Source organism: Halohasta litchfieldiae (genome assembly GCF_002788215.1).
Taxonomy (GTDB): domain Archaea; phylum Halobacteriota; class Halobacteria; order Halobacteriales; family Haloferacaceae; genus Halohasta; species Halohasta litchfieldiae.
Genome location: NZ_CP024845.1, coordinates 510,856 through 524,165 on the forward strand (window position 1 = coordinate 510,856; position 13,310 = coordinate 524,165).

Below are 13,310 nucleotides of genomic sequence, written 5' to 3' on the forward strand. Positions count from 1 at the left end.
ATGGTCGGTTTACTAGATTTCGATACCAATGGCAATGGATATCCCTAGAAGGGCCGTTTGACGCTGGAGATCAAAATGTAATTGGATTATTCAGTCACACGGTTATGATTATTCGATGTTCGCTGTATGTTGAACACTTGCCAGACAGAATCATCTAGCCGGAGTTCGTATGAGACCGTCTCTTCTGTCCCATTCATCTCCTGGACAAACTCAATGACAACTCGACTGGGATCCTCGCGGACTTGCTTGAGTTCGCTGACAATCGAGAGCTCTCCCTGCTTCAACCGTACCAGATCCTTCCGAGAAAACCGATCAATAGCGGCCTTCGGATGGTAGAGTTCAGCCACCCCGTTCCCATCTCCCATCGCGAGTCGATCAATGAACATACGCACAATCTCCTCGGGAGTACGATCCGGTGACTGTGGTTCGTCGGCAGACTCTCGTTCGTCGTCACTCCTAGTGTCGACCGCTGAGTCAGACACATCGTCATTGTCTGCAGGGTCGACTTCCAAGTCGTGATCTGTCTCAGTTGTGTCGTCGACTGTTTGCTCATCGGTTGATTTAGAGTCGAAATCGATGTCATCTTCCGAGTCTCTCTCGGTACTGACTATCCTCTCATCGTCTCTCACATCCGTCTGGTCGGCTTCAGTGTCTTCCGACTCCTTGTAGAGCAACTCTTGATACTCTTCGTACTCACTCGGATCAATCACACGACCGTTTTCATCGTATTCCAGTTGCACGGCCTGGATGAGGTGTTCCATCTCGATGGCTTCACGATCTTCAGCCGCCAGGATCGCCGCTGTCTGGCCAATCGTTTTGATCTGGCCGCCGGTGAATTTGAACGACGAGAGGAATTCGTAGTCGATCTCGCCTAGTGGTGCATCTTCGGGGAAGATCTCTTGCCAGATGGCAGTGCGAGTGTCTTGTTGTGGCTGTTTGAACGAGACAGTATGGTCGATACGTCGCTGGAAGGCCGAATCGATATTTGAGGAGTAATTCGTGGTCAGCAGCACAATCCCATCGTAGCTCTCGATTCGCTGGAGCAGGTAGTTCACCTCGGCATTCGCATACCGGTCGGTGGCATTCGACACCTGGGCTCGGTCGCCAAACACGGCGTCAGCCTCGTCAAAGAGCAACACGGCGTTCGAGTTGGTTGCCGCCTCGAAGATCTCTTCGAGGTTCTCCTCGGTCTCGCCGATGTATTTCGAAACAACCGACGAGAGGTCAATCCGGTAGAGGTCCATCCCAACATCGCCAGCCAGGATTTCGGCAGCCATCGTTTTCCCCGTTCCCGATGGCCCCTCAAACAAGGCGACGACTCCGGTTCCACGAGTTGACTGCTCGGCAAACCCCCAGTCGCTGTAGATCGTCGCCTGCTGTGTGATATGGGTGCGAACGAGTCGGAGTTTCCGCCTCGTTTTGGCTCGCAGTTGGATCTCGTCCCAGTCGCTGTCTGGGTCGATCCGTTCGGCTAGCTCACCGAGGCCGTCGGCCGACTGGGCACTACAGCCCGCATAGATATCTTCGGAAGTCAGTTCGTCGTCAGCCAACGAGTGTGCAGTCGACAGGGCTGCTCTGAGTTGTCCGTGGGTGAGTCGAAACGTGCCCGCAAGAACTGCTGGGTCGACGTCGTCTGGCAGTTCGGAGCTGTGGGACTCCCAGAACTGCTGGCGCAGTTCGATTGATGGGTAGGGAAACTCGATGATTTCGTCGATGCCTGTCGTCGATTCAGTTGGTGTCCAGGACTCCGAGCCAGTCACGAACACGTCGACATCCAGCTCGGAAAGTGCGCGAAAAACGGATTCGAGTGTCGTGTTCGTCGCTCCGTGGGCCGTGACTGCAGCCGTTGCATGCGTGAGATGGAGCGGTCGACCGAGCAGGGCTGTCTCACGACTGAGCCCCTCCAGTGCACCGGCATCCAAGACGGCTCTAAGATCGGCTTTGAGATAGTAGTCTGTCGGACACAGTGTCTCAACAGCCCGGTGTTTCTCGGTTCCGGCAGGACCATACCAGTAGTATCGTCGACTGCCGGCAGTGACTGAGCAGTTGTTGAGTCTGTCGGAGAGGTCGTCGCTGATAGTGAGTTCGGAGAGCGTCGTGGTGGCCTCGTGTGTGGTGAGGGCGGTATCTTGGGTAGTAGAATGGTCGGCGAGTGTGGCTTTGAGATTAGGGTCGACACCGTCGGAGCCTTTGAGATAGTCGGTGATTCGGTCGGGAACGGTGATGAGTCGACCGCGTTCGGATTCGTATCCATCGGGTGCTGGCCTGAACGTGAGTAGATCATGCTCCCGAAGCGGAGAGTCGCTTCCGAGCAACACACCCGCAGTGAGCGCTTCAGTGGATGTCCGACTAAACAGCTTCTCGACGAGAATTACGGTCAGCCGCGACAGTGCTGTGTCCTCGTGAAGCCGTTCGAACCGTTGGGTGTAGTCCTCATCAATTCGTGGCGCAAGCGCGAGCAGCAGCACATCGAGATGGCGACGAGAGAGATCGAACGTCTCTGCAAGAACCCGAAGTCGAAGGCTGACTGATTCGGTTTGGTTGCACTGCCCTTCGATCCGGTCGGTCAGTGTGGCGATTTCCTCGCGGCTCGCTTCAGGGAGTGCCAACGGTATCCGACTCGGATCGTCAACGACGGTCTCGGGTTCGATTTCCGATCGATTGTCAGTTGTGTCTGCTTGCTGTGTCTCTGCATAGGCGTCCAGGATCGCATCGATACGACGCAGTTCGTCCAGGAGGTGGGCTTGGGTACTGGTGTAGGCCATGGGTTCTGTAGGGATTAACCGTCGATTGGGCAAACATGTGCTCGTGCGAATATTTATAATTCATTGAGAGGCAAGCATCCCCAAATCACACTCATGGTATTCAGAGCCTCGAAGCGAAACGAAAACACATCAGAGTCAGACACAGGGGTGACGACGAATCGTGTCGTGGATAGAACTGCGACGGAGGCGTCATCCGACTCAGGAGGCTGGTCACGGCAGGCGACGCTCGAAGAGACTGAAGCCCACTTCGGGATGGATGTTCCGGACAAAGACACCATGTTTCGGCTCCAACGACTCGAAGCGATGAACACGACCGAGCGTGTTCGTGGCTGGGTCGATGAGGGAATGACCATCGAGGATATGGGCAACCCACTCACGATAGAGGCGTTTCGAGAACGCCAGGCCGAGCGTCCACCAGAGGTGCCCACGAATATCGAACGACAGAACAAGCGGTCGGTCCAGCGGAGTGAAAAAGCCGCTTCGAAGACAGGGCCATCGGGTGAGACGGGCGTTCCCGATTCGGTTCGGGACGTAATCTCGTCGACGGGCCAGTCGCTCGATGCCTCGATCCAGCGCGCAATGGAAGACCGTATGGGCGATTCGTTCGGGGATGTTCAGGTTCACACCGGTCCGACAGCAGCCAGCGCGTGTGAATCGATCAATGCCCGTGCGTTCACCGTCGGGAATCATGTCGCGTTCAATCAGGGAGAATATGATCCGGAATCACCGGAGGGCCAGCACGTCTTGGCTCATGAACTGGCGCACGTCCGCCAGCAGACTGGCGGAGCCGTGTCGATGTTGCCACAAGAGGGATTGGAGTTGGAGATCGATCCAGACCCACAGTTGGAGAGAGAGGCCGAAGCTACTGCCCAGCAGGTGATGCAGGGTGGTGAGTTAGGAATTCAACGGATGGCTGCCACAGAGGTCCATCTCCAGCGGTATCCCGGCCAAGAACGCGTTGAACAGGCCCGCGAGCAAATTACAGAACGGTTGCAGGACGATCAAAACAATAGTGTCTCAGCTGATCCAGAGGACCTAGCCAAAGAAGTCGAAGAGATCAAACAGCGTCAAGAGCAGATGATGGAGACGCTGACGACGGCCCAACCCGGAGCAGCAACCGATGGTGAGTGGGGAAAGGCAGCCACAAAAGGTGTCGTTGGCTCACTTGCTAGTGCTGGAACCGGTGCCTTGCTCGGTGCTGCTGCTGGCTCAGTGATTCCAGGAATAGGGACAACAGTCGGCGCCGTTACTGGTGCTGCTGTATCCGACGTGATGAAGGAAACTGTCGAGTTCATGGATTCAAACCGCCCAGGTGGAAAGGGTGAAGAACTCGAACAGATGTATCAAGAGATCTCTCGGATGTATCAGGAACTCAAAGAAGGGTCTGCGAATGGTGGAGAGAGTTACCGATTTTAAATTATGAATGCAACAATTGATGGAGAAGATGAAAGAGGGATCGGCGTCACAGTAATCGACAATAACGATTCAGAACACCGAATTGCGTTAAGTTTCGATGGAGCATTTCAAACACATGAATGTGATGCATATCCTGACAAACCCGCAAACAGAACATCTGATGAGAACGAACATAACGAACAGGCCCGTCGGTATGCAAAATACTACGTCTATCGTGAACGCGGTTACGACACAGTCGACCATATCGACAATCCAGACTACGTCAACGCAGTCCGTCAGGCCATCCTGACGCTATCCGACGAAGCATTCGAACAACTCTTTGGCCCGCTGTACACCCAATTGCAGAGTCATCATAAGGATGTTGAGCGACCAGTCGACCTACCAGACGGAGTCCAGAAACCAGATGCCGTTATTTACGAGTTAGATCTATATCTCGGCGTTGATATTGCCGAGAGCGGCCTCACAGATCAGGCGAGATCGCTGGCCGAGGCTCATGGGCTCGATTATGAGAGTGGTACCACCGCACGATCCGGTGCAATGGTCGACGAAAGTCAGAGACAGAACTGGGCCGAATTTGGAGAGCACCTGACCGACCTCGCTAACCCGGACAGTATCGAACTCGATCTGAGTGCTGTCTCAGGAATCCATGTCGGCTATCCAAATAGCCGTGGAGAACATGAGGTTCAATGGGCAGATCGGCCACTGGACCGAGAACCCAACGCAAGACTTGAACTGATGCCCGCCGAACCTGGTTCAATCAACGAATTCCGTCAGTATTTGGATCACCACTTACGGTGTCAGGTTCGGGACTGCTTTGTTGGTATGGGGCTGCTTCCACCAGAGCCGTTCCAGACGATTGGATACGGGAAGTTCATGTATGCTCGTCGGTACGACCACTACGATCTGTACCCAAAATTCCACAAATCTGATACAGAGTCTGGAAGCCTATTCGGACAACTGTGATTAATTATTGTGTCCGAATGTTAGAATACTAACTGTTCGGCAAGTATGTTGCCACATGAGGACTTAGAGTTGGAGATTGATCCCGAACCAGCCCTCGAACGTGAGGCCGAGGAAACCGCCCAGCAGGTGATGGAGGGAGAGAAACTCGGGATTCAGCGATTAGCTGATGCCGAGGTCCACATTCAGCGGGCCGGACTCGGGAATCTGTCCTCAAACAGTACCTGGAACCTTGGTGACAGTGCTGGTAAGGCAACCTCATCCACCAATGAGAAGGTGAATCTGGTTGCTGATGAAGTCACAGCCGATCCTGAGGCACTTGCCGAGGAGGTCAAGCAGATCAAGGCAAATCAGGCGAAGCTATTCGCGGAGATGGCCAAGGGTATTGCCGGTGATGTCACGAAAATGCTCACCGGTAGCGCCTACGAAAAAGGCAGTGAGGTTGTAAGCGGGAAAGCAAGCGATGCGAAAGAGTACGTCGACCGGCTTATCGAGAAGAAACTTGAGAAATATCTCGATAGGTCTGATACTGTCTCAGGTGACCGTCCAGAGAGCGTGCCGAATTTAGAAGGTGTATAAAATGAAGGGAATTGTTGGAGATGAAGACACAAATGGAGTAGGTCTAAGAGTTATCGACAACAACGACGTGAGCCACGGAATCCACGTTGCATTCGACGGCGAGATCACCTACCATGAACAGGGGGGCTACCCAGATAAGGCAGCCAACCGAACGGCTGAAGGAAACGAACACGTCGAGCAGGCCCGTCGATTCGCTCAGTACTATGTCTACGTCGACCGAAGGTACGACACCGTTCCGTCGACAGATCATCCTGAACGAATTAACGCCGTCAGGCTTGCCATCCGGGAACTCAACGACACGGAATTCGAGGCGTTGTTCGGGGATCTGCAAACGTAGATGCTGAGCTATCACGAAGATGTTGATCGGCGGATTTCGGTGCCATCCCAGGCAGCGGGACAGGACAGTGTCCTCTACCGCCAGAATGTGTATCTCGGTGTCGATCCACTCGAAACCGATATTGCTGCCGATGCAACGGATATCGCCAGTGCCTACGATCTGGATCTATCCGACGAGACACTTACACAGTCGCTGGATGATCTTTCGGCGGCTGCTATCGAAGACTGGAAGTCGGTGACAGATGAGATTGCTGAACGAGCTACCGACAGGGAGATCGAACTTGATTCCGGGATGTATATCGACGCTGTGTCGTCGCTCTATGCGTCGTATCTGGACGACCACAGCGAAGTCACCGTTACCGACCCTGAAACCGATCCATTTGATCGTGACCCCGACACGCTAATCGAACTCCCGCCGATCAATCCGGGTCCACTCGCGGAATTCCGCGAATACCTCGATCATCACCTCAAGTGCCAGATACGTGATTGCTTTATCGGCATGGGAGTTGAGCCACCCGAACAGTTCCGTGTTCTCGGCAATGGTCGTCTGAAGGCTACGGTCGCGTACACACTCCTCGATATGTACCCCGAGTACCACGACCCAAATAACCAGCAACTGCTTGAGAAGGACTAACCCAGCTTAGAGGTACGCTATCTTGTGAGGAAGACCACAAACGGCCTTCTCACGCAGAAACGATATCATCAGGAGTGAACAATGAGACATCGTCTCGTTTGTCAGCGGCGTTCTGCAGTCCATCTGAAAAACCAGAGCGGCAGAAACAACAGTAATGATAGGTTCGCTCTGCTCCCTCGGGCGGTGTCCATTCTACTTGGGAAGCACTTCGTTCGAGATCTGTAAGATCACCCTCATGCATCGCTCGTGTCGTGTATTTACACTCACCGGCAACGAGCGTTCCATCACTTGCGAGACCAACGACATCCAGTTCATGGTGTTGATGCCACCAGTACCCGATTTGTCGGTACGTCTTCGGGATCAGTGAAGGGAGCGCATTCTGGCAGACCAACTCAAACATCGGACCCATGTAGTCTGTGAAGGATGGTTCGATAAGTTGCTCGTAGGCATCATCACCGAGTTGTGCGATTTCGCCTGTTTGGCCGTAGACGTAGCGGAACCAAAAGCGGAAGAGTGGTTCCTTCAGCCGGTATCGGCTCTTTCGAGTAGCGTTTGGATTCGCAGTCACAGGAATATCACGCTCAACCAGCCTCAGTCGACGGAGTTTCGAGAGATACGCTCCGAGGGCGTTGGATTCCACTCATCACGACGGTTGATGAATGGGGACGTTGGCATACAATTACTTAGTGAGAGGTCATTATAATAGCGTTAGTTATCTAAATTTGAGTTTTACTAATCTCAATTTTACTATTTTACATACACATCAGGTTCAGCGACATCAATCGCATTGAGTGAGGCTCTAGAGGTGCTGTAATATTACGAACGCGCTCACCAGCAACGTACTAGGAGACAACGGTCAACACCACCGTTCATTGAGGATGTCCAGCGTGAGTGTCTCGACCGCCTCGACGAAACATGATCTCCAGAGGCCGTTCTTGGTTGTCTCAAACAAGCTATTGAGGAGCTATATACCAGTGATGTGGAGATAGAACAGCTCGTAAAGCGGAATCGTGTCTCAAAACCACTCGATGGATACTCACAGAATACACAGAACGTTGCAGCACTCAAACGAGCTCGCGATCAAGATCTCAGTGTTCATCCTGGACAGGATATCGAATACATGGTTGTCGACGACGAGAAATCCTCACGAGATCGTGTGTCTCTTACTCACGAGGATGTTGGGACGTATGATCCGTCGTACTATGAGATGCAACTCGTCCACGCTGTCGAAAGTGTCCTCTTACCGTTTGGGTGGGACCGAACAGACATTCGACGGGAACTCACAGGAACTCAAAAGATGGATTTGACGACATACACAGCAGACGGGGATCAATAATCGCTTTCACAAAGGATGTCACGTTAGTAACGAAGGTTGCCGTTTCTCGATGCTGTTACAGACACACCCCAGTCCAAGTGTAAACCAGACAAATGCGGAGGCGGTCGGCTGTCTGTGGTGGCTGTCGACAGTTTAATGCGGTTGTGTGGTTGTAGTTGAATGCTAGTGTTTTATGTGGTGTGTTGACGTAGGACACTGCAGTACCTTTTCAGCATATAGTTATCAGCGAATTCTTTTCGGTGTTCTCTACATGAACCACAGGTCGGGTACAGATACTCTACCGATTGTTTTCAGGACTATTGAGCACCGCTGACCACGTCGACCAGTCCTTCAAGTGGTCCCTACCCATGACTCGTTACACTTGGACTGAGGTGTGTGTCTACCCTCGACTTACAGATGGACTGGGGTGTGTGGTAGGTATTCCGCGATTCGAAATCAAACTGTTACAGATGAACTGATGTGTGTGATCTATCGAATTTAAAACAGGTAGCTCGTTACACTTGAATTGAGATCGGTGAACCCGGTGAGTTACTCACTCAGGTGAAGAACAACCGGCTCTATGTTCCGGTCAGCGATTTCGATACCAAGTATCGAGAGTACGCCAAACGTGCGTTCAAGAAACTGCTGTGGGCCCACGAGAAGAACCTCTCTGAGGATCAACTTACATGGCTGACGACGAACGAGACGGCTATCTCTGAGCGTATTGATCGCTTCACCGAAACCGGACACAACGAGCGTATCTGGCGAAACTGGGACCCCGGTGAACGGACAATCCGTGTGCTCCGGGACGCGATTCGAGACGCTCCGGACGAGATCGTCTCACTGGGGGAGTTCAACTCGGCGAAGGAGCTGTTTGAAGCAGTAGAGGCGTACGACCCGGAAGCGAGCTGGAAGCGAGACATGTGTAATCGCATCTCGAGTCCTCGGTGTCTTGGGAATCTCCTTGCATCCCAGCGCGACCACCGGAATCTCACTATCCGACAGCACGGAAATACGAACCACTATCGGATTCAGGAGTCTTCGCGTGGTGTCCAGCCGCTTGAGGTCGAGTCGATCAAAGATCTGTTCGAACTCCCCTGCATGGCGAACATGGCCGAACGCCTCCACGAGAAGAAGCCAGTCCGAAAAGACCTGTACAACTTTGCCCGAATGGTGATGTGGCTGCCACAGTATCAGGACAGTGATCTTGAAACGATCGTCGCAGACCTCAAAAACGTCTTTTCGCGGTGGCCGTGGTACGACGAACAGGTCACCGACTACCAAGTTCGCTACGAGTTCTCGAACACGATCGGTGGCGACACCCCGCTTCCGATGAACTGCGACAACGACGATCTGCAGCGGTACTGTATCGGACAGGACCAGTGTCCATACTCTATCTGGGGAAGTCTCCCCTTCCCAGATGAGATGTACGACCAGCTGGATGAGGCCAGATCTACCGGAGAGGAGTTCTAGCTCCGCTGGGAACCAATTGGATGCGACCAAAGCGGCCTGATGGAATTCTCAATCGCTGACGGTTCGTTGAGGCTGTGCTGAATTGAGAGCCTGTAGTCATCACTCTGTCCGTGCAGTCTGGTCAGAGAACCGGTGACCGGCTACCGCGTCGGGGTCGCCACGGGGAGCACCCCCGAGGAGATTATCCGGCGAAGGAGGACGACGATACCGTTCTCCAGGCCGTTGGCGAAGACCGCCTGCTCGTGTGATTCGTCGTGGTCGTCGTCCGGGTAGAAGGAACTGACCAGCAACGTTGTGCGGTCGACCAATAGCAGGCGGCTGATGGCGATCTCGTCGTCGCTCGCGGGTCCCAAGAGCCAGTCCAGTTCGGTTTCGAACGCCTTCACGGATGGCAGCTCGGTATCGAGCTTGGCGATGATCGCGTCCGTCTCGCCACCGACGATCACGTCGACGCCGCGGTCGACTGCGTCGTGGAGCCGATCGTACAACGCCTCTGTCAGGAGCTCCTCCTCGACGACCAGCAGGACGATCTCCGATTCGGCGTCCTCCAGCACCGTGTGTGTTCGGGACTCAATGGCGTTGTGGTCGGATAGCGCCCATACCTCCTGCATTCGGTCGCTGTCGTCGATCTCTGGTTGGAGATCGAGCGCTTCGAGGTGTGACTGGAGGTCGTCGATCCGCGTGTCGTACTGCTGATGCAAGATCGCGGTTGCCTCCTCGATGCTGACCGCGCGAAACTGCTGCGGGCTGGAATGCTGTACTTCGACCAGCCCCTTCGATTCCAGCACTCGGACGGCGTCGTACACCCGGGTCCGAGGAACCTCCGAGATCTCGCTGATTTCCTTGGCAGTCCCCGTGGTGAGTTGGGTCAATGCCAGGAAACTCTGCGCCTCGTACTCCTTCAACCCGAGGTCCTGCAACAGACTCACCGTCTCCGCTTTATGTTGCTCAGCGGTCATAGCTGGTCCGGTCATGTTCGGTTGGTTGAGACGGCTAATTCACGCTCGGTCGGGATTTGGGCGACTGATCCTCCACACTTCGAGCAGGCGTCCATCGCTTTGTTGATGTACGTTCTCTCGCAGACAGGGCCGTGCGGATCTCGGTGAGGGTGGCGTCGTCGACGATGTACGGGTCGCTGTCGGTGTGCCAGGCGGCAACCCGCGTGGCGAGGCGGTCGAAGGAGACTGGAGTCTCCTGCTCGTCGAAGTAGTACAGGACGTACCGACGAACGGGGTCTGCCAATACTGAAAGTATTGGTTACCGCCTCGGTTGATTGGGCCATACCGTGGCAAGAATTCCCACACGAATAAACTCTTTTATCCATATAACCGTCACATTTGTAAAATCCAAACTAATCCGGTTTTTAGTGGATATATTGAAATCTGAATGTGAGATGAGGGCTGATAGACGCCATTAAATTTGAAAATTTCAATTGATCTCCCGGCTATCCTTGATCAGTGACCGACGCGTCGTCAGTGTCGTCGTCCTGGTCCGCGTCGGGACCCGGCCGTGGATAGAAGTGGTCCCATGACTGGACCTCCGTCTCGGATATGATCTCAGAACTGTTGATCATCATGCCCAAATCCGCTAGTTCGTTGCGGATCTCTTCGATCTCCCTGACCGTGCCAGCGACGACCTCGACGTGGACATTCCGTTCGCCACCAAGCAAATCCCGGGTGGTCACCACACCGCGAACGTCGAGGATTTGTTCGGCCAGTGAATCCAGATTATTCGGATTGATGGTGCAAACGAACATGACGTGGAGGGGGTAGCCCGCTTGCTCGTAGTTGATATCGGGGTAATAGCCCCGGATGACGCCCCCGTCTTCGAGTTTGTCGAGGCGATTCCGGACCGTCGTGGAGGTCACATCCACTTTCTCGGCGATCTCCGTATCGGTCTGGCGAGCGTTGAGCTGGAGTTGGTGCAAGATGCTCCGGTCCACGTCGTCGATTTGGAGATCGTCCATACGGTATCCTTGGACGGGTCGACTGAAAAGTCCGCATGGACCCTTCACTGGTATAGATTGAAGCAGTCCGTCGGCTCTGTTGAAGTCCTTAGTAGATGGTAGGTCTGCCGGCTTCGATACTGGGAATGGATCGAATCCGTTGTTTCCTGACGCAGAAGTTTCTTCTCGAATGAATATCCTGAGGAGGACTGGCTGTCGTTTTACGCCGATCGATTAGTCGTCACGTTTCGTCATCCGTGAGAAATCTGCCATAATTACTATATTTTATGAAAGGTATGGTTCGAAGAGGTCAGAACTCTCGTCATGTGCTTTTCAGGCCTTGTATTATCTGTCTTCGTCTGAAATGGGGAAATTAGCCACGAGTTGCAACGAAATACCGTCAACTGCTGTAATTCGCTGTCGTTGGATTTCGCCCAATATATGACACCAATTCCCTCGAATTCAGGACTCTAACTACCCCGTCAAGCACAATTATCCCAGAGAACCGTGTCTTGCAGTTCGTCGAGGACATCAATAACGGCTGAGAACTGCCCGACGGACCTCTTGCTAAATCTAAGCCCGTATCAGATCACTTTGCACCTCCAGAATCGTCCAAAGGAAGGCTAGGGTACAACGGTGCAAACGCCGCTGGCTCTCTCCGGCCGAAAGGCCATCAGGAGATTAAGACATACGGATGATGTATCAGAGAACACTCAGACGATAACAGCCCAATTTGTTTTGTGATTTGTCTCCTACTGATGGGTGAAAAGGTGTTGGTCAATAGTATTGATTACTACTCAGCCCCTCAACTCGGTTGAGAGCTAATACCAAATATTCCATGCTAGTACGAAATTATTAGTGTACTGGTGACGAAGATTCTACTCATGAGTGAGAAAGAACCGAGTTGGCCTCCTGGAGCGGATGCAGCAGAACGCGTCCGCCACGTTGTGCTGACTCAGACGGAGCCACAGAATGCAGGATGGATCGCCACCGAAGCAGACGTCTCACGCGATACGGCTGTGAAGTACCTCACCCGGATGGTCGACCGCGGCGAACTCGAAGTCACTGAAACAGCCGAAGGGATGTGCTACAAGCCAGATAGCGTCACCCAGTTGCTTCGAGAGGTTCGACAGCTGGCCGAAGAACACACACTCGACGAACTCACCCAGGAGCTCAACGCGATCGGGGAGGAAATCGATGGATGGAAAGAGAGATTCGGGGTCGACTCACTCGCCGAGCTGCGCAAAAGTATCGGTAGTGAGGACCTTACTGGCGAGGATCGCCATGAGCGCTTAGAGGTAATCGAAGAGTGGGAATACAACGTCGAAATACGCGAATCAATTCAGCTTGCAATCAGTCTCAAAAGTTCGCTGTCGACACTCGGTACTGACTCGCTGTCTGGTAGTTCGTCGACAACACTCCCGCAGGAAGGGTAGTCACTAGATGGTGATTTTTCTCGCAGGTGGCCGGGGATTCACCCGGCGTGAGGGTCTTCGTCGACTCAAAGAACGAATGGAGAACGTTCCTGGATTCAAAAGCGTTCGATATGAACCGTCTCGAATCCGTCCTCGGAACGTTATTGCTGATGTCGACATTGAGATCTTCCTTAGTGACTCATTTCCACGGACAGACGCAACACTTGAGATACTCTGGCGACCGCGTGAGGGTACTGACGTCCAGCGTGTGCACTGGGCAGATGATCGTGTCAGTCTTGGCTGGCACAAAGACGATGATCACTCGGATCTTGGAACAACGCACTTCCAACTCGAAACGACCGACGAATCAGTCCATGATCCAGGAGAGATTGAGGTTGAAGCACCGCTGAGTTTCTTTGAGATATGTCTCGACCGACTCCCCGAGGAACTCGAAAAAACAGTCGACTACTGA

Annotated in this window: 11 protein-coding genes and 3 pseudogenes; 9 read left to right on the plus strand and 5 right to left on the minus strand. The window is 53.4% G+C overall.

Features of this window, described 5'->3' with window-relative positions; genetic code table 11:
- Positions 1-86 precede the first annotated feature (86 nt).
- On the minus strand, positions 87-2,765 hold the full coding sequence (locus HALTADL_RS02550) for an AAA family ATPase (protein ID WP_089673386.1): 2,679 nt from the start codon (positions 2,763-2,765) through the stop codon (positions 87-89).
- Between the two features lie 165 nt (positions 2,766-2,930).
- Here HALTADL_RS02550 and HALTADL_RS02555 point away from each other — a divergent pair, with 165 nt between their 5' ends.
- The 5 genes from HALTADL_RS02555 (at position 2,931) to HALTADL_RS02570 (ending at position 6,690) form a co-directional block, all read left to right on the plus strand.
- On the plus strand, positions 2,931-4,181 hold the full coding sequence (locus tag HALTADL_RS02555; protein ID WP_245708472.1) for an eCIS core domain-containing protein: 1,251 nt from the start codon (positions 2,931-2,933) through the stop codon (positions 4,179-4,181).
- 3 nt (positions 4,182-4,184) lie between these two features.
- Positions 4,185-5,144 (plus strand): hypothetical protein, encoded by a 960-nt coding sequence (locus HALTADL_RS02560; protein WP_089673388.1) that lies wholly within the window; start codon positions 4,185-4,187, stop codon positions 5,142-5,144.
- Positions 5,145-5,189: 45 nt separating this feature from the next.
- Complete coding sequence (locus HALTADL_RS02565) at positions 5,190-5,720, plus strand: hypothetical protein (protein ID WP_218143697.1); 531 nt, start codon at positions 5,190-5,192, stop codon at positions 5,718-5,720.
- A 67-nt stretch (positions 5,721-5,787) separates the two neighbouring features.
- Entirely contained in the window at positions 5,788-6,057 is a 270-nt protein-coding gene (locus HALTADL_RS17565) for a hypothetical protein (RefSeq protein ID WP_245708474.1), read from the plus strand.
- Positions 6,058-6,690 (plus strand): hypothetical protein, encoded by a 633-nt coding sequence (locus HALTADL_RS02570; RefSeq protein ID WP_245708476.1) that lies wholly within the window; start codon positions 6,058-6,060, stop codon positions 6,688-6,690.
- A gap of 49 nt (positions 6,691-6,739) precedes the next feature.
- On the opposite strand, the pseudogene HALTADL_RS02575 reads toward HALTADL_RS02570, so the two are convergent.
- Positions 6,740-7,330 (minus strand): annotated as a pseudogene (locus tag HALTADL_RS02575) (DUF234 domain-containing protein); the annotation flags it as partial.
- 207 nt (positions 7,331-7,537) lie between these two features.
- Between HALTADL_RS02575 and HALTADL_RS17570 the strand changes: the two are divergent.
- A pseudogene (locus HALTADL_RS17570) lies at positions 7,538-8,026 on the plus strand (type B DNA-directed DNA polymerase); the annotation flags it as partial.
- A 507-nt stretch (positions 8,027-8,533) separates the two neighbouring features.
- A pseudogene (locus HALTADL_RS02585) lies at positions 8,534-9,478 on the plus strand (primase-associated protein); the annotation flags it as partial.
- Between the two features lie 140 nt (positions 9,479-9,618).
- Here the strand turns inward: HALTADL_RS02585 and HALTADL_RS02590 are convergent.
- The 3 genes from HALTADL_RS02590 to HALTADL_RS02600 form a co-directional block, all read right to left on the minus strand.
- Positions 9,619-10,437, minus strand: a complete 819-nt coding sequence (locus HALTADL_RS02590) for a TrmB family transcriptional regulator (protein ID WP_089673389.1) — start codon at positions 10,435-10,437, stop codon at positions 9,619-9,621.
- A 34-nt stretch (positions 10,438-10,471) separates the two neighbouring features.
- A complete protein-coding gene (locus tag HALTADL_RS02595; protein ID WP_089673390.1) occupies positions 10,472-10,720 on the minus strand; it encodes a DUF7344 domain-containing protein in 249 nt (82 codons plus the stop codon).
- Between the two features lie 202 nt (positions 10,721-10,922).
- Positions 10,923-11,444, minus strand: coding sequence for an Lrp/AsnC family transcriptional regulator (locus tag HALTADL_RS02600; RefSeq protein ID WP_089673391.1), 522 nt, complete (start codon positions 11,442-11,444; stop codon positions 10,923-10,925).
- An 863-nt stretch (positions 11,445-12,307) separates the two neighbouring features.
- Between HALTADL_RS02600 and HALTADL_RS02605 the strand changes: the two genes are divergently transcribed.
- Positions 12,308-12,859, plus strand: a complete 552-nt coding sequence (locus HALTADL_RS02605; protein ID WP_089673392.1) for a DUF7342 family protein — start codon at positions 12,308-12,310, stop codon at positions 12,857-12,859.
- A 7-nt stretch (positions 12,860-12,866) separates the two neighbouring features.
- A complete protein-coding gene (locus HALTADL_RS17575; protein WP_245708478.1) occupies positions 12,867-13,310 on the plus strand; it encodes a hypothetical protein in 444 nt (147 codons plus the stop codon).

Excerpts from the sequence above, each read along its gene's own strand:
- HALTADL_RS02550 (WP_089673386.1), bottom strand. The coding sequence starts at position 2,765 with ATGGCCTACACCAGTACCCAAGCCCACCTCCTGGACGAACTGCGTCGT.
- HALTADL_RS02560 (WP_089673388.1), top strand. The coding sequence starts at position 4,185 with ATGAATGCAACAATTGATGGAGAAGATGAAAGAGGGATCGGCGTCACA.
- HALTADL_RS02565 (WP_218143697.1), top strand. The coding sequence starts at position 5,190 with ATGTTGCCACATGAGGACTTAGAGTTGGAGATTGATCCCGAACCAGCC.
- HALTADL_RS02570 (WP_245708476.1), top strand. The coding sequence starts at position 6,058 with ATGCTGAGCTATCACGAAGATGTTGATCGGCGGATTTCGGTGCCATCC.
- HALTADL_RS02590 (WP_089673389.1), bottom strand. The coding sequence starts at position 10,437 with ATGACCGCTGAGCAACATAAAGCGGAGACGGTGAGTCTGTTGCAGGAC.
- HALTADL_RS02600 (WP_089673391.1), bottom strand. The coding sequence starts at position 11,444 with ATGGACGATCTCCAAATCGACGACGTGGACCGGAGCATCTTGCACCAA.
- HALTADL_RS02605 (WP_089673392.1), top strand. The coding sequence starts at position 12,308 with ATGAGTGAGAAAGAACCGAGTTGGCCTCCTGGAGCGGATGCAGCAGAA.
- HALTADL_RS17575 (WP_245708478.1), top strand. The coding sequence starts at position 12,867 with ATGGTGATTTTTCTCGCAGGTGGCCGGGGATTCACCCGGCGTGAGGGT.